General features: G+C 52.5%; 10 protein-coding genes and 1 pseudogene. All 11 read right to left on the bottom strand.

Going from position 1 to position 18525, the window contains the following annotated elements; genetic code table 11:
- Nucleotides 1-8: 8 nt before the first annotated feature.
- A complete protein-coding gene (locus tag ACN0YN_RS25770; protein ID WP_417387906.1) occupies nucleotides 9-2270 on the bottom strand; it encodes a carboxypeptidase-like regulatory domain-containing protein in 2262 nt (753 codons plus the stop codon).
- Between the two features lie 282 nt (nucleotides 2271-2552).
- Nucleotides 2553-7241, bottom strand: coding sequence for a carboxypeptidase regulatory-like domain-containing protein (locus ACN0YN_RS25775; protein WP_417387907.1), 4689 nt, complete (start codon nucleotides 7239-7241; stop codon nucleotides 2553-2555).
- Nucleotides 7238-7636: a BlaI/MecI/CopY family transcriptional regulator gene (locus ACN0YN_RS25780; RefSeq protein WP_278465291.1), complete on the bottom strand. Its 399-nt coding sequence runs from the start codon at nucleotides 7634-7636 to the stop codon at nucleotides 7238-7240. The genes ACN0YN_RS25775 and ACN0YN_RS25780 overlap by 4 nt, the downstream gene beginning before the upstream one ends.
- 149 nt (nucleotides 7637-7785) lie before the next feature.
- Nucleotides 7786-9453, bottom strand: coding sequence for a hypothetical protein (locus ACN0YN_RS25785; protein ID WP_417387908.1), 1668 nt, complete (start codon nucleotides 9451-9453; stop codon nucleotides 7786-7788).
- A gap of 43 nt (nucleotides 9454-9496) precedes the next feature.
- Nucleotides 9497-10168: a hypothetical protein gene (locus ACN0YN_RS25790; RefSeq protein WP_417387909.1), complete on the bottom strand. Its 672-nt coding sequence runs from the start codon at nucleotides 10166-10168 to the stop codon at nucleotides 9497-9499.
- A gap of 21 nt (nucleotides 10169-10189) precedes the next feature.
- Nucleotides 10190-11878 (bottom strand): hypothetical protein, encoded by a 1689-nt coding sequence (locus ACN0YN_RS25795; RefSeq protein WP_417387910.1) that lies wholly within the window; start codon nucleotides 11876-11878, stop codon nucleotides 10190-10192.
- A gap of 27 nt (nucleotides 11879-11905) precedes the next feature.
- Nucleotides 11906-12577 carry a hypothetical protein gene (locus tag ACN0YN_RS25800; protein WP_417387911.1) on the bottom strand — a complete coding sequence of 224 codons (672 nt, stop codon included), beginning with the start codon at nucleotides 12575-12577 and terminating at the stop codon, nucleotides 11906-11908.
- Nucleotides 12574-14319, bottom strand: a complete 1746-nt coding sequence (locus ACN0YN_RS25805; protein WP_417387912.1) for an Hsp70 family protein — start codon at nucleotides 14317-14319, stop codon at nucleotides 12574-12576. Before ACN0YN_RS25805 ends, ACN0YN_RS25800 begins: the two co-directional genes overlap by 4 nt.
- 202 nt (nucleotides 14320-14521) lie before the next feature.
- The gene (locus ACN0YN_RS25810) at nucleotides 14522-15268 is read right to left on the bottom strand and encodes a TlpA family protein disulfide reductase (RefSeq protein ID WP_417387913.1); all 747 of its coding nucleotides are present in this window, start codon (nucleotides 15266-15268) and stop codon (nucleotides 14522-14524) included.
- Between the two features lie 90 nt (nucleotides 15269-15358).
- A pseudogene (locus tag ACN0YN_RS25815) lies at nucleotides 15359-16057 on the bottom strand (manganese catalase family protein); the annotation flags it as partial.
- A gap of 960 nt (nucleotides 16058-17017) precedes the next feature.
- The gene (locus tag ACN0YN_RS25820) at nucleotides 17018-18256 is read right to left on the bottom strand and encodes an AI-2E family transporter (protein ID WP_417387914.1); all 1239 of its coding nucleotides are present in this window, start codon (nucleotides 18254-18256) and stop codon (nucleotides 17018-17020) included.
- Nucleotides 18257-18525 lie beyond the last annotated feature (269 nt).

Consider the following 18525-nt stretch of genomic DNA (forward strand, 5'->3'; position numbering starts at 1 on the left):
TGGCAGTTCTATTTCTCCAGTGTCAAAGTACCCAGATCGACAGGGTCAGGGTTGTAACCGTGTTCCACGGGGGGCACGGTAAAGTGGACGTCGTATAGACTGCCCGCAGCGTGCTTTCGCCGACTGAAGGTAACTTTGAGGGCATACTCTCCCGGCGGCACATCGTCGATTCGAAAGGTGCCATCGCGGGCAATGCTGGCGGTCAGGCTGGCAGATTCTGATAGCAGTTTATTGCGGGCCTGTCGATATTTCTGATAGGCTGCTTTTTCCACTTCATAAGTGGGCGATTTTTTCCAGTCATTCAGCCAGTTGCGATAGTGCTGGAAGTCTTTCCGCATTGCCTCAACCGATAACATTCCCGCCGGTGGTTTTAAATAGCGATGGGCGTCAAGCAGGGCGAAAGCCCAGAGGACTTCGGCCTCATGATCGACGGGTGCTGCGAGTTGACCTGTCACCGGGCGACCGGTGCCTCCCAGGTCCAGCGAGATCGTTTCTCCTGCGACAAAATCGACGGGTACTCGGACCGACGAAGTGGGTTCAGCGGAGCCTGCATTGACGGTCAACATGATGCGGCGGTTAATGCGTCCGTGTCCCGGAAAGACACGTTCAAACACATAAGAACCGTCTTTCCCCGTGGTCGTGTCGTGGTGGGTGAAGATATTCGGAACGCCTTCGCCGTAAGACGGGATCACATTACTGAAGATGGTGAGCGGAACCCGCGCAACCGGCTTCGTACCGACACGGAACGTTCCTTCAATACGCGCCCAGGGAGTGAGAGTGACGGTTTCCGGGATCGCCCCTTTTTCCGATTTGAGGTAGGCAAAACCGGCCGGATGCGTGATCATCAGCTGGAATGGTTCTGTCCGTGCCGGGATGCTGAAATGCCCTTTTGCATCCGACTTGAGCTGTGTGGCGATGGTCGAACCGTCATCAATTTCACCATTCTCAACGCTGATCTGCGAGTCGGCGACACCAAGGGCAATCTTCGCGCCTGACGCCGGTTTCCCCGCTGCTGTCATCAGAGTCGCAGCGATGTCTTGTGCCGGTTTCAGCGCAAAATCAATTTCGATTTCTCCTTCATCCGTTTTGATATCACGCGAGATGGCTAACAGATAACCGGCGGCTTCGATGCGCACCAGATGTGCCGGATAGTCGTGTTTCAGGCGAACGCGATACGTTCCATCGGTGGCATCGAAACTGTCGCGGGGAATCCAGTTCATGCCGAGGCGTGGATCACTGTTGCGCAGTCCGGGCGTGACATGAAACTTTTTGATCGGTTGTTTTGTCTTCGCATCAATCACACGACCCGAGACCACCAGGGCTGGAGGCGGAGTGAAGACATATTCCTTCTCTCTGGCAATAAGCGGTTCCTTGGAGAGCTGCATCCCGCCGGGACGACAGATGTCGGCCTGAAATTCATCCAGGGGGGCTTCATTCCATTCCCAGACGCCATGTTCGTCGGCGTACTGGCTGACATTGTCGAACTCGAAGTAATCGATTCTGCCACGCCAGCGCTGGAAAAAAATGCGTGCCTTGGGAATCCCTTTCCCGTCTTCATCGACGACGCGCACCCGGATCTTACCGCCGGGCTTGAGAATAAAGTCGACCGGTTCCATCTCCGGGGCCACGCGGACTTCTTTTACTTCCAGTGCGCGACCTTTTGCGGATGCGACAACACGCGTCACGCGAGGTTCGCATCCACTGAGCAGGTAGACGCCAAACTCGTCCGTTTCTGCTTCGCGAATTTCATTCAGGAACTTGGTGCGAATCAGCGCGCCGGCGACAGGTTTGCCGTTTTCATCCGTCACACTGCCCGTGATATTCAAACCCTGCCCCAGTGTGATCTTTGCGGAAGGACGCGCATTGGCTTTCACTTCGAAGACACTGCGGTTGATCCGTTTTCGCCAGGGACCATACTCGGGGTGATTGATGGCGATAAATACTTCCGATTCAGAAGCGGGAACAGAATCGAACTGCCATTCCCCCTTCGCATTCGTCTTGATTCTCGTACTGACGGCCGGTCGTTTGACATCTTCGTTTCGTCGATAAATGCGCACATCTACCGAGATTTTCGCATCGGCGACGGGTTGCCCCGCTTCGTCAACGACGACCCCTCCCACAGTCCAGTACTTGTCTGCAGCGTCTTTCGTGTTCTTCTTGTCTTGCGCGCTCGCCAGATGGAAGGGTGTAATTCCCGACAACAGACTCAAGAGGATGATCAGCACTGTCTGAATTCGAAAGGCTCGATGAGGAATTCCATTTTGAGACACATTTGAAACTTGTTGCGCTGTTTGACAGGAGGGATGGGAGTCAAAAAAAGTCATGAATTCACCTCGTTGGAAGCGTTCAACGTGAAGCAAGCCTGGTTTCAAAATGATTCAGGCGCTTTCAGCAGGCGGGATGAAATCAGACGTTCGAAAAGACGGTCGCCCTGATTTCGCTAAGCGCGATCGGAAACATACATTACTGCACCGTATTCGATCACGTAGACAAGGTCAAGAAAATGTTATCATTCGACAGACAAAAAGAAAACGGAGAACCGGCAGGCGGTGTTATTTCTTGAGCGTCAGTGTGCCCAGATCAACGGCTTCAGAACTAAATCCGTTTTCCACAGGGGGTACGGTGAATTGCAGATCGCCCACATGGCCGGGGTTATTTTCCCGTTCGTAGAAGTTGACGCTGAGGACATACTCTCCCGGCGGAACATCGTCGATCCGGAAGGTACCGTCGCGGGCAATACTGGCATTGATGCGTGGCGTTTCATCAAGCCGTTTGCTGCGGGCTGCTTCATATCGTTCATAAATCACTTTTTCAGCCGGATAATCTGCGGACTTTTGCCAGGCGGTGTACCAGGCCTGGAAGCCACGGGGATCATTGCTGATGGCTTCCAGCGGTAACATGCCGGCCGGAGGCCTGAAATATTCGTGGGCAGAAAGATGCGCCAATGGCCAGACCACATTGCCCGTGTGTGTCTCAGCCGGTTTGAGTTTTCCGATGACGGGACGTCCCGTACCTCCCAGATTGAGTAACTTTGTTTCGCCGGCTTTTAATTCTATGGGGATCTGAATTGACGAAGTTGCTTCGGTCGCGCCCTGTCTGACCATATAAGTGATGTTGCGACCAACGCGGGTCTGTCCGGGAAAGACCCGGTCAAACACGTAACGACCATTCTGATCGGTTTTGATTTCATTCTGTGTAAAAATACTGGGACCCTCGTCACGAGAGGCATTGATACCGTTATTCAACCCTAATGCGAGTTCCACGTCTGCCGCCGGTTGCTTTCCAATCGAGAACGTACCTTCAATCCGCGCCCAGGGTGTGAGTTGAATCGGATCGGGAATGGGGCCTGTTTCCGACTTGAGATGTGCGAAGCCGGCAGGATGAAGAATGATCAGTTGAAATGCTTCATTGCGAGGGGGTATACCGAAGTGGCCTGCCTCATCGCTTTTCAATACGGTGGCATATGTCTGCCGGGTCCCCAGTCGCCCCTGTCGGATACTGATCTGCGAACCTGCAATCCCGACAGCGATCTCTGCCGCAGTTGCCGGTTTGCCCTCCGCAGTCAGAATCGTGGCAGCAACATCTCTGGCAGGTTTTAAGGCAAAATCGTAAGACACATCCTCTTCATCGGGTTTAAAACCGCGGGACGTAGCGACTTCATAACCGTCTGCTTCAATTCGCACAAAGTGGGCCGGGTCGTCATCCGTGATACGAAGCTGATACTTGCCGTCTGAGACGGTAAAACTGTCATTCGAGTCCCAGAACAAGCGTGACCGGGAAGCGTCTCTTTGAACGCCGGGAGTGACGCGGAATTTTTTGATGGGCTGCTTCGTCTTCGCATCGATCACACTACCCGAAATGATTAACGCTTTGGGTGGCTTGAAGACATATTCTTCGTCGCGGGCCAGCAGCTTTTGATTCGAGAGCTGCATGCCTCCCGGGCGGCAGATGTCAGCCTGGAATTCGTCCAGCGGCGCTTCATCCCATTCCCAGACTCCGTTTTTGTCGGCGTACTGGTTGACATTGTCAAATTCGAAGAGGTTGTACCACGCACTGCGCCAGCGCTGGAAAAAGATACGTGCCCTGGGAATTCCCTTTCCGTTTTCATCGACAACGCGCACCCGGATTTTTCCACCAGGCTTCAAAGAGAAATCGACCGGTTCCATCTGCGGTGCCACTTCTACTTCCTGAACTTCAGGAGCCCGGCCTTTCGCTGTCACGACGACGCGCGTCAGCTTAGGTTCGCAGCCGGTAAGCAGATAGACGCCAAACTCGTCTGTGGTCGCTTTACGAATGTCATTCAGAAACCTGGTGCGAACCAGCGCACCGGCGATCGGTTTTCCGTTTTCATCGGTGACGCTGCCAGTGATGTTCAGGCCCTCTTCCAATGCGATTCTGGCAGAAGGGCTGGCATTGTCTATCACTTCAAATTCACTGCGGGCCACACGCTTTCGCCAGGGACGATAGTCGGGGTGATTGATATCGATATGCACTTCCGCTTTGGAAGCGGGGACATAGTCGAAGTGCCATCGACCGTTGTCATCGGTGACGATATTTGTGCCGACACCTAACTGACTGTTATCGCCGGGCCGTTTTTTGTATTCGACGCTGGGAGAAACTTTGGCACCTGTGATCGGTTTTCCCGCTTTGTCTACAATTACGCCTCCCACCTTCCAGCCGGCATCCAGAATCGCGGTGAATTTTTCCGGAATTTTGCTGGAACTCCAGGTGGCCCAGTAAGGTGCATAGCCGGGCTTTTTGATACTGAGGTTGAAGCGTTTCAGGTGGTGCGTCATGCGGAAGCGAAGTACGCCTTTGTCATCGGTTTTCACAAACGGTCCATATGTCGCATTGCGCAGGTACTCACCGCTAATAATCTGATCGGCAGTGGGAGCCGGATCGCTGCGGATTTCGATGGTCGTATCGGGAATCGGTTTGCCTTCCGGATCGACGATGTTGAGTTGAAACTGTCGTGTCATTTCCCGATCTCGGGCGAAGACCAGCTCAAAATGGACCGGTTTGTCGGGGTGAATGTAGCGAATGCCATCTTTCAGTTCCGGCTGGTTCGGATCATCGGTAATCCGCAACGGTTCGGAGGGTGTGCGGCTGATGAGCTTGTAACCAAAGCGTCGATTTTCGCCGAACAGTTCGACATCGTGTGTCCCCACACCATAGGGAGCAGTCTCGGATGCCGCGTCGCGGTCGATGGGACCAAAGCGAATACCGAAGCCGTTTGTTCCGTCGATGCCACCCCCGCGGGTGCGGAGGTGCTTGTCGTTGTTCGAAAGACGAATGCCGACGCCACCATAGACCATCGATTTGCCGTCATCGCCTTTTGCGGTGCCTGTGATTTGAAACGGGTCCTGATATATCTTTTCTGCATTCGTGGTCAGCTGAAGTGTTGTCGTTTTCCCGGCTTCCACCTGAGCACTGCCGATTTTCGGGTAGCGATATTCGCTTGAAAAATTAGAGTCATTAATTTCGATCAGGTATTTCCCCGGGAACAGGGGCGCTGTCGTAAACTGACCAGACTTGTCAGTTGTGGCATAAACCAGGAACGTATTGCTTTTGTCCTTCAGAAAGAATGAATTGCCAATTCTCAGATCCAGGTCAGGCATCGGTTTGCCGGTCTGGGGATCGACAACGGTTCCCTGGATGAAACCGCCCCGCGTCATTTTCAGATTGAGCTCTTCCTGGTACGGTTCTTTCAGTTGGAGAGAAAGATCTCGCCACGATTGGCCATCGGCGGGTACGAACTCGGGATGACCAAATTGCACTCCAAAATAGTAATTGCGGGTTTTGTCATTTAGCGACTCCAGGGAAAAGATTCCCGAACCTGTCTCAAGCGGATCGAACCGGTATTTACCTTCGGCATCCGTAGTTGATTTCTGACCTCGAAAACGTGTCGCCACACCACTGTAGAGTTGGATCTCTACATCAGGGATCGGCTTTCCTTCGGTATCGGTGATGCGACCAGATAAGACCGTATTTTTCTCAGGAACCGGTTTCTTTTCCTGCTTCGATTCTGCCTGTTGTTTCGGTTCTTTTTCTGGTTGATTTGTCTGTGCGGACGAGGGTGAAATCAGTCCAACGATGACCAGCGTTGCTCCCAGAATCAACAGACCGCATAAGCCGCCGCGCGAGACCGGCAGGGGCTCCTGCAGGGATTCACCAAACAGCCGGGCCACGCGACGACGGATTTCTGAAGGGGATTTGCCACTGGCTGCCAGCGTGGTCAGATCACCGCTGGTTTTGCCGTGCCTGACCAGTTCTGCGACATGCAGCAGCGCTGTGGCATAATTCACGCGCGATTCGAAGGTGGAAGTGGAATCGAGTTTCAGCTGGCATGTCATTTCGTCACAACAGTATTCCCGCAGCATGTTGACGCGGTGGCTCAGATACCAGAGCGCGGGATTGAAGAACAGAATCGCTTCCGTAAACCGCTGCAGCAGGTTGATCCATAAATCGAAGCGGCGGATGTGAGCCAGTTCGTGCGCGAGGATCAGTTCCAGTTCGTCAGTAGTGAGTCCACTGATGGCAGAAGCGGGCAGCAGGATCATCGGTCGCAGAATACCTGTCACGCGAGGCACTAGAATCTGTTCGCTGCGGGCCAGCACGGGAACCACTTTCAACGACCATGTCTCTGCAAGATGTCTTAATGAATTGACGAGCGGACCCGCGGAGATCCGTTCGGCTGTCGCGCCGAGTCTCTGCACGCGGATACTGGAGATAATCAGACGGAATAACATAAAGGCGACTCCCGCGACGTAGCAGGCGACGATCCAGGGAGCCAGCCAAAGCCAAACCTGTGATCGTCTTGCGGGAGACGCCTTGGATACCACTGGGGAAAGATCCACGGTGGAACGTGTGGTCTGCTTCTCAGATACCAGAGAGTCCTTTACAGGCAGTGGTTCTGAATTAACGGGACTGCTTTGAACCGGCGCGGCAGGGCGCATGTCTGCGAGAGAAGGCAGCGCCTCTGTTCTCACAGGACTCGGGCGGGCTGCCACAGGTTCGGTTGGAGTCTGATCAACGAGAGCAAATGTTACGGGGAGCGCCAGCACGGCTGACAGCAGAGCTGTAACGTAGAGCACATAATGTCGTTCTACGTTATTTTTCTGCCAGCAGCGTTCTACGAGCCAGAGCACGCCGATCAGCAGGGAGACCTGCCAGATGGAATGCAGGAGCGTCAGACAGAGGCGGCCGCTCAAAGCGGGATCGAGTAGAGTATTCCAGATCATTGCTGCTGCTCCTTTGCTTTGCGGGCAATGAGCTTGCGAAGTGCCGCGAGTTCTTCAGAATCCAGGTCGGCGGTCTCAATCAGATTCATGACCAGAGCCGACGAAGAGCCGTCAAACACCCGCGATAACAGATCGCCGACAATGCCGCCGGTCACCGCTTTTTTCTGCAGCTTCGGCGAGAACAGGAACGACTTACCGTCCTTCTTTCGTTTCACAAACCCCTTGTTAAACATGATGTTAAGAGTCGTGATCACAGAACTGTGTGCCAGCGGTCGTGCGGCCTGCGCTTCGAGTCGCGCCCGCACGTCGCGCACAGGCAGGGGGGACTCATCCCAGAGGATCTTCAGAATTTCCAGTTCCAGCTCCGTCGGGTGTTCTGATCCGGGTCGCGCCATTGAACAATTCCTGTAACAAAATGCAGTTCATGCAGATTTGAAGAATAATCATCTAATTATTTAGATGATGTTACAGAGGGAGAATCAATCCGTCAAGAAATCTTTTAATTAATTAAAAGATCAAGCCGCCAGGACCGAGGCAGTGAAGTTCACTCACAGGCCGTCAGCAGGCGCTGGGCGGTGGTGTAAAAATAGAGGCTGACGTCGTGCACCATGTAGCGGGCGACCTGGTCCAGATTGTAAGCCTTGTTCTTCTTGAAATGTTTTTCTTTTAACTGATTCAATTGAACTGCAAGCGCCATCAAAGGTACCCAGTCTGACTGATAGAACTGCATCAGGTTCTTTCGCCACCAGCTGATGTAAAAAGCGCGCATGATGTGTTCGGAGATCACACTGGAAAGGACAAAGGCCACCCCATTAAACATGAGCAGACAGCCAATGATCAAATAGGGGGCATTGATGGATTCCCCTTCGAATAACATTCCGAGCAGAAATATCATAATGGAGCTTGTCAGAAACAACACAAAGCCCAGCCGGGGGATCAGCAGGGACCGTCGATAGTCGGCTCCACTTTCTTTTTCCGATAATTGTGCGACGAGCCGGCGCGTTCTCTGCTGCAGTGACTCCGTGGCTGGGATAGGCGGACGGGTGCTGATGCGCTCGAAGACATCGTCTGCGATTTTCTCCCAGAGTATCTGGACGGTTTCGCATTCCCGGTCATTGACGCCGAACTCATCCAGCAGTTCATTCCGTTGTGAGACCAGTAACTGCTGGCATTCCAGAAAACTCTGATCGGCCTGCTGCTCACTTTGAATGCAATAATCCTGAATCGTCTGGTCGATAGTGCTTCGTAGTGGGCCTCCCGTCAGAAAACTGCTTCGTTCGCGTTGATACACGCGCATCAGGTCCAGGAAGTGAAATTCATATTCCAGCCAGGGAGGCAGTCTGACCAGGTTGGTTTCGATCAGTGAGAACTTCGAATTCATCCAGGCTTTGTCGGCTTTCCAGATCGCTGCCTTCAGAATGTGGATATAAAACACGAGCAGGTGAGCGACCTGGTAATCCAGCAGGTTCGATTCGCAGGATTCCAGAGTATGCTGGAACGATTGAAACGGGGTGTGCCTCAACAGTCGGTCCCAGGCATTTTCCGTCAGGTAATAAAACCGGTCTGAACGCACCACACGCGAAGTATTCACCAGCAGTTCTTCGAGCCCTTCCAGCGATTCACAGGTAACAAAATACTGATGCAGCAGTTCAAACAGCGCCGGGTCACCCGGATGTGCCTGCAGTCCCTGCAGCAGCCACATCGGAAACGACTGTGAATGACGCTCGAGCAGGTCAGACAGAAACGCCAGCGCGTAGAAGTCATAGGGTGATTTATCGTCCTGTGTTTTCAGTTCCTGATAAAGTTCGGCCAGCGGTTCATTTCTGACACGCTCATGTAAAGGCTGGCCCTCCGGGGAGAAAACAGGTTCTGCATCTGCTTGGCTCAAGTGATCATTCACTGGTGGCTGATGTGGAGCCGTGAGGGAGTCCGGTTCCGGTTGCCCCTGTAAGACTTCCGACCAGTTGAAATGCCAGTCAGCCGTATTCGTATTCGGTGAAGATGTTTCTCCATACCGGAGTGCATCGTCCAGGCGTTCGTAAGCGGCGCGGATCTTTTGAAATTCAGCAGGAAACTTTTCAGGCTTGAACTTGCGAATGAACGCGTTATAGCTGCGCTTCAGATCGCGCACGTCGTATTCGCCCGACAGACCGAAAAACGGTTCCGGGTGATCCGGCAACAAATCCCATTGTGGATCGCTGGGATCACTCATGAATGTCTCCCGTCAAATTGGTCGGCCACATCGTTCTCATGTTTCACAGGTATAAATACAGGGTCAATATCACGGAAATTGCAATAGTGACTGCAATCAACACGTATAAAGTCTTCACCATCAAAGCGATGGCATTTGATTTTTTTGAGGTCGCCGCGAGTTGATTGAGCCAGTCCTTTTCCAGCGCATACAGTTCCGGAAACTCCTGTTGCACGATGCGGGCCAGCTTTCGCTCCTCTTCCGGGCTGACCAGTTCCACATCGAACAGGGTCGCTTCGGGTTGGGCATACGAGGTTGAACGCAGTCGTTCGGCTTCAGCCGGAGAGGAGATCACCAGCTTGCAGAACTGCTCATAGAATCTTTCATGACCCTCACAGCGATGCTGCAGCCTGGTAAAGGATTCGCGTAAGGCGGCAATTTTTCTCAGACGTCCGATGGCAAATGTCAGCTCGGGATAATCCGAAATGCTAATTTCGTTTAACTGTTGCTCAATCATTTCAGTCTTGATCGACCAGAAATGCTTTCGCAGGGAATTGATCTGTCCCGACGCGTCTGCCCGGTTGTGACGATCGCTGGCATTCGATGAGAGACTCGAACGACTGACCGACTGTGGCTGCAGAAACTGTTTGCGGCGGTTTAGAATTTCTGCCGGCTGTTCCAGTGGGTTCATCTGCAGCACCTGGCTGAGATATTCCTGCTTAGGTGAATCAGACATGGGAGATCCTTCCGATCAAAATTACTGGCAGGCCGTCAACAGGCGTTGCGCGTTGACATACAGGAACAGGCCGACATCTTTTCGCATGGCTTCCGCAATTTTATCGAGTCCTTCGCGCTCTTCATCTCCCACTTTGATGGATTTGATCTGCTCCAGTTCGTCAGCCAGTGCCTCCAGGGGAAACCATTTCGTCTGATAAAACCGCATGAGTTCAAAACGCCACCAGCTGCGATAATGTCCCAGAAGGATCCGGTCCTGCAGCATGGAATAAATCACCAGGGATGCAAAATCCGCAATCACGACGCCAAATATTTTCAGGGAGTTCATCCAGAATGAATCCAGAATATGGATCAGGAAGTAGATGATCAGACCAAACGAACCAAGGACTCCCAGCCCCAGGATCAAGGCGAGAGAGTGTAAAAACTGATAACGGATACCCACTCCCTCGGTCAGCAGTCTGTTCCCCAGCTTTTTCGACTGGACTTCGATTGAATCGGTGTGTTCCGAATACGGGTCATCTGCGATGCGTTCCAGCACATCAGACGAAATCCGTTCCCAGAGATAGAGCGTGATTCCAAAGTCTTTTTCGGGGACATCAAATTCGCGCAGTACCTCATCTTCCAGGGATACCAGTTGATTCTGGCATTCCAGGAAACTCCGGTCGGCGTCGGATTCCCTTTGGGTGCAATAGTCGAAAATCGCCTGATCGATCATGGCCCGCACCGGACCCCCCTCTAAAAACTGGCTGCGCTGACTGCGGTATTGATTGATCTGTTCCAGGAAATCGATTTCCTCTTCCGCCCAGTAAGGCAGGCGATCGTAGTGAGCTTCGATCTCTCCAAACTTTTCCCGCAACCAGTGGTCGCTCGCTTTCCAGACAGCGGTTTTCAATATATGCAGATAAAACACCAGCATGTGATCAACGCGGTGATCCAGCAGATTTGCTTCACAACTTTCAAGATGCTCGCGGAAATCACTGAAGGAATCGTGTCGCAGCAGTTCGTCCCAGGCCCGCTCGGTCAGGTAATAGAACCGGTCCGTGCGAATCGCCCGCGATGTTGCTTCCAGCAGTTCCGGAAGTCCGTCAGACGAGGGCTGACTGGCGAAGTACTGCCGCAGCAGTTCAAACAGCGCCGGTTCGTCGGGATGCGCCTGCAGTCCTTTCAGCAACCAGTAGGCGAATGCGTGTGTCTCATCCTGCCTGACATCGGAGAGGACGGCCAGTGTATAAAAGTCGTAAGGAGTTTTCTCTTCTTTCTGTTTGAGGTCCTCGAATATACCGGGCAGCGATTCGACGCTGATGCGTTCATACAATCGCTGCGGTTCGGACTGTGCCGACAACCCGTCGCTGCGTTCCACGGGACGCGAGTGATCGGGCCAGGGGAGTTCGCGCGGTTCTACCGGTTCGGGGGGGAGGCTCTCGGGCTGTGAATCCTGCTTCAACGGTTCGCTGAAGTTCCAGTCAAACTGCAGATCAGGCAGGGAGGTGGAAGGACGGGGGCGTTCCTGATAACGCAGTGCATCATTCAGTCGTTCAAACGCCGCTCGAATTCTTTGAAACTCTTCGGGGAACCGTTCCGGTTTGAACTGGCGGATGTAGGAGTTATATTTTCGTTTCAGGTCGCGCAGATCATACTCGCCTGTCAGCCCGAAAAATGCTTCCGGGTCGTCAGGTAACAGATTCCATTGCGGCTCGATGGGGCCACTCATGAACTACTCCCACAGTCGCATGCGAATTTATTGAAAGACCATCTTCGAAACATAATAAGCGCAGATCATCACCAGTAGCGCAATAATTGCCAGCACCGCTTCACTGAAACCGAATACATTGTTCGCATCCCGCTTCGAAAGAATATGGCTCAACCACGGCTTTTCCAGCTGATACAGTTCCGGCATTTCCTGTCGGATGGCCAGCGCGATGCGATAGTAATCTTTCGGGCTGCGATTTCGCGTATCAAACGATCCCTTCCGCGAAGCCTCCATGCATTCGGCACGACGCTCGGTTGTTTTTTGAGGAGACGCCGAGACCAGGCCGCAGAACTGATTGAAAAACTCCGGGAAACAGTGGCGATGCTTTCTGAGTCGTCGAAAGGAATCCCGCTGATCGGCGACCGCTTTGAGCCGGGAATAGGAGATTGCCAGGTCCGGAAACTCGGAAATGTCGATGGCTTCCACCTGCTCGCGCAGGCTTTCGTCATCCAGATTCCAGAGGCATTTCCGCAGGGCTTCCATATTCTTCAGCGTCTGTTCTTTACGTTCATAAAGTGAAAGCGATGTATCAACAACCGGGCCGTTGCCCGACTGCGGTTTCAGGAATTCACGTCGACGCTTGAGAATTTCGAGTGGCTGATCCAGCGGATTCATCTGCAGCAGCTGTTTGACATATTCGGTTTCACGTGAATCTGTCATACCTGAAATTCCTGGTCATCCTCATCATAACAGAAACCCAGTGCGGCCAGCGCCGTCAGCAGGTTCTGCTTTGCCTGCTCGAAATATTCGCGATCACCGGATGCCATTGCCTGCTCAAAGTAGTCAATCGAAGATTCCAGATCATCGCGCTGAAACGGACTGACTTCGCCAATCACCCGCTCGGCATAACGGACCAGATGCTGGTTCTTGACGTCATCCCGCGGATAAAACTTCAGTTTCTGCAGTTTCTGGACGGCCGCGTCGATATCCGCTTTCGATGTCAGCTTGGCGTGCTGCGTCAGTACGGTTTTAAATTTCTTACCGGTCTCGGGAACGAAGGCTTCGACTTCCAGAATACCGTTCAGGTCATACGTGAAGCGAAGATGGACCGGTTTACCCGATGGCCCGGGTGGGATGCCTGTGACTTTCATCGTCCCGAGGAACAGATTGTCTTCGACTTTGCGGCCTTCGCCCTGGTAGACGTTAATTGTCATCTCGCGCTGATTGGGTTCGACCGTTCCGACCACTTCTTCGCGGGAGACTGGAATCGTCGTATTGCGATGGATGATCGGCAGGTAATACCCGTTGACCTGGCGTCGCCCGAATTCTTTAATCACTTCCGTGCCCAGCGTAAACGGGCAGACATCCGTCATCACCATGTCTTCGACAGCCCGGTCGTCCTGAATCAGGGCGGCCTGCACCGCAGCGCCCAGCGCGACCACTTCGTCAGGGTTATGTGTGCACAATGGTTCCACGCCGAAAAACTCGCGAATGAATCCGCGGACGGCTTCCATGCGAGTGGCTCCCCCGACGAGAATCACACTGTCGAAGTCCTGCGGTGCGATCCGCGAGTCGCGTACCGCTTTGGCAATCGGACGCGCCAGCCGTTTGACCAGCGGGTCGGCAATTTCCAGGAACTCTTCGCGTGTGATCGTATGAGTGGCGGCGTTCACTTCCATCTCTCCCTGCAGATTGGGAATGCGGATTCTGGCCTCCGTTTCCCGCGCGAGGGTGCACTTGGCCGCCTCACATTCCTGCTTGAGCCGGGAAACGAGCAGGGGATGTTTGACTTCTGCGATCTCGACCTGCAGATTCTGGGCGGTGAGAACTTTTGACAGAATACGGTCGGTGAAATCTTCGCCCCCCAGCATGCTTTCGCCAGCAGTCGAAATGATTTCCAGCGTCCCTTCGAACACTTCCATCGCCGTCACATCGAAGGTGCCCCCTCCGAGGTCGATCACGATCAGTTTTTTTTCGGCCTGACGATCATGAAATCCGTATGTCAACGCAGCCGCCGTCGGTTCGTTGATAATGCGGCGGACATTCAGTCCCGCCAGTTCGCCTGCCTGCTTGGTCGCGTTTCGCTGGTGATCATTAAAGTACGCGGGGACTGTGATGATGGCATCGTGAACTTCTACGCCCAGGTACGCTTCCGCATCCTGTTTCAAAGACTGGAGAACCAGGCTGGACATTTCCGTTGCGGAGAAGACATGCCCGCCGATTTCGACTTTGCGATCCGTGCCCATCAGACGCTTGAATACCCAGGCACAGCGTTCGGGCTGAGTCACGCGGGTTTCTTTGGCGGCAGAACCGACCAGCACGCGATCATCGGCGGAAATACTGATGATGGAAGGTGTGATCACAGAGCCATGCGCGTTCGGAATGAGTTTGGGTTGCCCGTCTTCGAATACCGCGCACAACGAATTCGAGGTACCCAGATCGATGCCAATAATGGGAGTCATACGAATGAAATCTTATACAAAGTGCGGGATATTCCCCGCCAGGTGGTCTGATGGGAAGCACGAAAACAGATCACCCGATTGTAATCTTGCGTCCAGTCATTTTCTACAATGAATTTGATTATGTCCTGATTGAGACAGGGACGGCGTTTAAGAGCTGACACAACGATTTCAGAACGGGTTCAATTTCTCCCGGTAGAGAATGCTACTGATTCTGTTGGAACGTCTCTTTGAGAGTTGCTTTCATATCAGTCCATTCGGTGGCAGTCGCAGTCAGTTTCCCGTCCGGGCCAATCAGGTAATAAACGGGAACCGAGCTGATTGCCAGTTGACGCGCCATGTCGGATTGATCGCCGAGATAATTCTGAGCCCAGTTCCATTTGTTTTTCTCGACAAGTCTTTCTGCATCTTCCGGGTATTGATCCACATTCAATCCGACGAACGTAAGCGGCTTCTCTGAAAGTTGATCGGCGGTTGCCTGGATGTCGGGCATATTCTTCAGGCAGGGAGCACACCAGCTGGCCCAGACATGCATCAGAATATAGCGGCCTTTCATCTCGTAGATCGAATGCTCTACGCCGGTGGTGTCTGTGAATTTATACGCATACATACTCTCACCCACGCGCGGCCCGACGCGACAGGCCACTTCGATCGAACCCAGGTCTTTGTTTTTCGCTTTGATGTCGGCGGCGGTCACTGTCACGGGAATCACTTTCGTGCCGACCGCTTCGACCAGGCAGCCTGCTGGTTCTTCAAACAGCCGCAATACCAGATCGTATTTTCCGGGAGGCACGCCGCCAATCAGAATCAGCACCACGGCTGCCAGCCTGGCTTTGTAAGGCAGGGGAGCCCAGGCACTCACCACTGCTGAGGCGAGAACCACGATTACAATCAAAGTTATAATCGTGGGAACCGGGATATGTGAAGAATCGGTTTGCGAATTCTTCACCATATCGCCACCATCTCGTGCTCTCGTCTCAGATTGGTTATAAGCGGACCGATTCTTCGGTTGTCTGGCGCATGCGGGTGCCTTTTATTTTTCCTGAAACGCAGGGTTTTCGACGACTTCCCATTCATCCCCGGTATTCCAGGGACCTTCATAGTCATCCCCCAGATCGCCGGATCCAGTCGAATCATTGAAATATTTATCAACCCACTTATCATCCGGTTTCAGATTACCAATTTCCAGCGGCTTTTTATCCATGCTTTCGAGTGCCTGACCGAATGCTTTCAAGTGTGTGATTTCCCGGGTCATTAAAAATTTCAGCGCATCTTTAGTACCTGGGTCGTCGGTGTAATCAATCAGACGTTCATACACAATCTTGGCCCGGGCCTCCGCCGCCATATTGGTCCGCAGATCTACTTCCAGCTGACCGGTGATAGCGATATAGGCGGATGTCCAGGGGACTCCCTGGGAGTTATTCAGGGAAACACCACCTCCCCCTACAACGGCAATGAGAGGATCTTCCAACGCTGCATCACCATTTTTACGGAGAGGTTTCAGGTGCATCCGGGCCAGCGAACCGATCACTTCCAGGTGACTCAATTCTTCTGTTCCGATATCCATCAACAGATCTTTTCGAGCAGCGTCTTCACAGTTCAGACCTTGAATGGAATATTGCATCGCTGCAGCCAGTTCGCCATTCGCACCGCCGAACTGTTCCAGCAGCATCTTTCCGAAACGGGGATCAGGATCACTGACATCGACTGTATACATGAGCCTCTTAACATGATGGTACATATTAAATCCTTTTTGGGTTCACTGGTGAGTAATAACTGAGAATTAACTGCGGCGCGCTACATTACATCGCCACTCAAAATAAAAGCTGAGAGTCAATCTGACTTCTGAATTCGATTTGCAAACGATGTGCCAAAGAGAGCAAATGCCTGTTCTCTCGACTTAGCTTCAGTTTTCTTCGCTTAAGGACACCGGTATTGTTCGTTTCGGGAAATGGGTACGAAGGGAACGGTTTCTGAGTGGTCAATGTGCGCGGTGGGCTGTCACTTTGTATTCAGGAGCGGGAGGTGTTTCTCTGACAGACTGCACTGCCCCGGCATCCAGGTTCGGTTCTTCCTTGGTTGCAACCGCCTCGGGTTCGTATCTCAGTTCCACTAGAGCACATCACATTTAACCATCGAGTCTATCAATCTAATATACTCGGTCCAAATGGACCTGGAGACGCTACAGTAATACTGGACACAGTCTAGTAGCGGGAAGAGATCCGTGCCAATGTATACCTACGTCTGGATTGTCCCCTCTTTCGTCATCTGTGCTTCAAAAGTCACGCTGCCGTAGTAAGGCGAATCATGCCTGATGACCAGGCCGTGTTATACGGGATCGCAGGCTGAATCCAGAACGGAACCGGTCACCGCGATACCCTGATTTCATACCAGTCGGGCACTGTCGTTATAAGTTGCTACAGTTCAACGGGTTTTGAGTCACTCAGATAATCTTTAAGTAAAAATTTCAATCTCATTTTCTGGCAAAGTCAATTTCGCGATACTGTTTGCATCGGTATTATGAGCATCGAACGTATCAGAGAGGCAGAGGTCAGGGTTGTTTTGAACCTGGTAAATTGCATGAGCGCGCTCCACAAAAGGGAGTAGTAGGACCAAGTTTGCACCGGATTGGTGCAGAAGTGCTATAGCTAATGTATAGGTAGCGGAAGGCGATGTCAAACAGAACCTGAAATAACGTGACTCAGCTTTCGGCATCACTGGCTGTTGTCGTCTGCTTTTCCAGATAATCTTTGACGTAAAGTTCCTGCACAACAACTTTACCTGCCGCCAGGAGAGGTGAGGCGACCATCGCGCCCAGAAAGCCGAACAGCACACCCATGATTGCCTGGAATGAGATCAGCAACGCAGGGGGCAGAGAAACCTGCTGTTCCTGAATGAGGGGGGTGATCAGATAGCTTTCCACCAGTTGTAAACCGATAAACGCAGGCACGACCAGCGCCGCGGTTGTCGGGCCTTTGGGCAGGGCAATCAGAATCGCCAGGCAGAACGCAATCAGCGATCCGATATTCGGGATGAATGTCAACAGGCCAGAGATTACTCCCAGAGTTCCCGCCATCGGCACGCCGATCAGCGAAAGCACCAGCCACGCACCCAGTCCCGTGATAACCATCGAGCCAAAGCGTCCCAGCAGCCAGCGCCAGAGTGTATCACTCAACTGAGACATCAAGCCCTGTATGCGATCTCTGCGTTCTGGAGGAAACAGGATGACCACACCGTCACGGTACGTTTGCGGCGTAACTGCCAGAAAGAGTCCGACAAACAGAATCAGGATCACATTGACGACGACTCCAAAAGTCGATTTAAATATGCTGCCTACAAACGACATCGCCTGTTGCGCGGGTTGTGTCAGTGACTGGAAACTGTTCTGCGATGGCTGCTCTTTTGTTTCAGACTCTGGTTTTGAACCGCTTTGATTTTTTTCTGCAGGTTGATCCTGTTCCGCTTTTTTCTGTTTTCGATTTTCATTCTGTGTGGAAATCATTTTCGCCAGAAAGGGAGTAGAGCGGATGACCGAACCAATCGAGATATACTTGTCGGCCCAGTCATGAATCCGTTCGATTCCCTCATCGATCTGCTGATGGACTTCTTCGATCTGCTGGTTGATCTGCACAAAGAAAAATGTGGTGGTACCCAGAAAAGTACCAATCAGAATCAGCACAACCGCCGCCAGACTGGCTTTGTAAGGCAGGGGAGTCCAGGCACTTAACTGGTGGCTGGTATGAGTCAGAAAAACTCCGAACAGCACCGCCATGAACAAAGCGAGAAGAATTTCCCAGGCAAGGACCAGCACCGCGGCAAAGATCACAACAAATACGAGCGCTATAATTGCATGAGCCAGTTTGCTGGAAGAACCGGTTTGCGTGTGCTCTTTCAGGCGAACGACTTTTTGATCTCTAACCCCGGGCTGGTCTGATTGCATACTGTTTTTCTGCCCCGCCTGGTGCATTGACTTCAACTCAATTTCTGAAAAGGAACCGAACGCGCTGCTTCTTGTTGCACTTGCCGATCACCAGAGAGACTCCGGCATCAGAACAATGAAATGCAAACAACGTGCCATCTCTCAGAATTGAGCTTGATTCAATATCTGTCTGTTATCTCTATTATCTTATACGTAAAAAATCCAGAAAAACAGAGAAAAATAATGATTATCTGGTGTCTGACCGCCCAGTCTGTACGGTGGGCGGTCAC

It is taken from the genome of Gimesia sp. (assembly GCF_048260065.1).
Taxonomy (GTDB): Bacteria; Planctomycetota; Planctomycetia; order Planctomycetales; family Planctomycetaceae; genus Gimesia.

Excerpts from the sequence above, each read along its gene's own strand:
- ACN0YN_RS25775 (WP_417387907.1), bottom strand. The coding sequence starts at position 7,241 with ATGATCTGGAATACTCTACTCGATCCCGCTTTGAGCGGCCGCCTCTGT.
- ACN0YN_RS25780 (WP_278465291.1), bottom strand. The coding sequence starts at position 7,636 with ATGGCGCGACCCGGATCAGAACACCCGACGGAGCTGGAACTGGAAATT.
- ACN0YN_RS25785 (WP_417387908.1), bottom strand. The coding sequence starts at position 9,453 with ATGAGTGATCCCAGCGATCCACAATGGGATTTGTTGCCGGATCACCCG.
- ACN0YN_RS25790 (WP_417387909.1), bottom strand. The coding sequence starts at position 10,168 with ATGTCTGATTCACCTAAGCAGGAATATCTCAGCCAGGTGCTGCAGATG.
- ACN0YN_RS25795 (WP_417387910.1), bottom strand. The coding sequence starts at position 11,878 with ATGAGTGGCCCCATCGAGCCGCAATGGAATCTGTTACCTGACGACCCG.
- ACN0YN_RS25800 (WP_417387911.1), bottom strand. The coding sequence starts at position 12,577 with ATGACAGATTCACGTGAAACCGAATATGTCAAACAGCTGCTGCAGATG.
- ACN0YN_RS25805 (WP_417387912.1), bottom strand. The coding sequence starts at position 14,319 with ATGACTCCCATTATTGGCATCGATCTGGGTACCTCGAATTCGTTGTGC.
- ACN0YN_RS25810 (WP_417387913.1), bottom strand. The coding sequence starts at position 15,268 with ATGGTGAAGAATTCGCAAACCGATTCTTCACATATCCCGGTTCCCACG.
- ACN0YN_RS25820 (WP_417387914.1), bottom strand. The coding sequence starts at position 18,256 with ATGCAATCAGACCAGCCCGGGGTTAGAGATCAAAAAGTCGTTCGCCTG.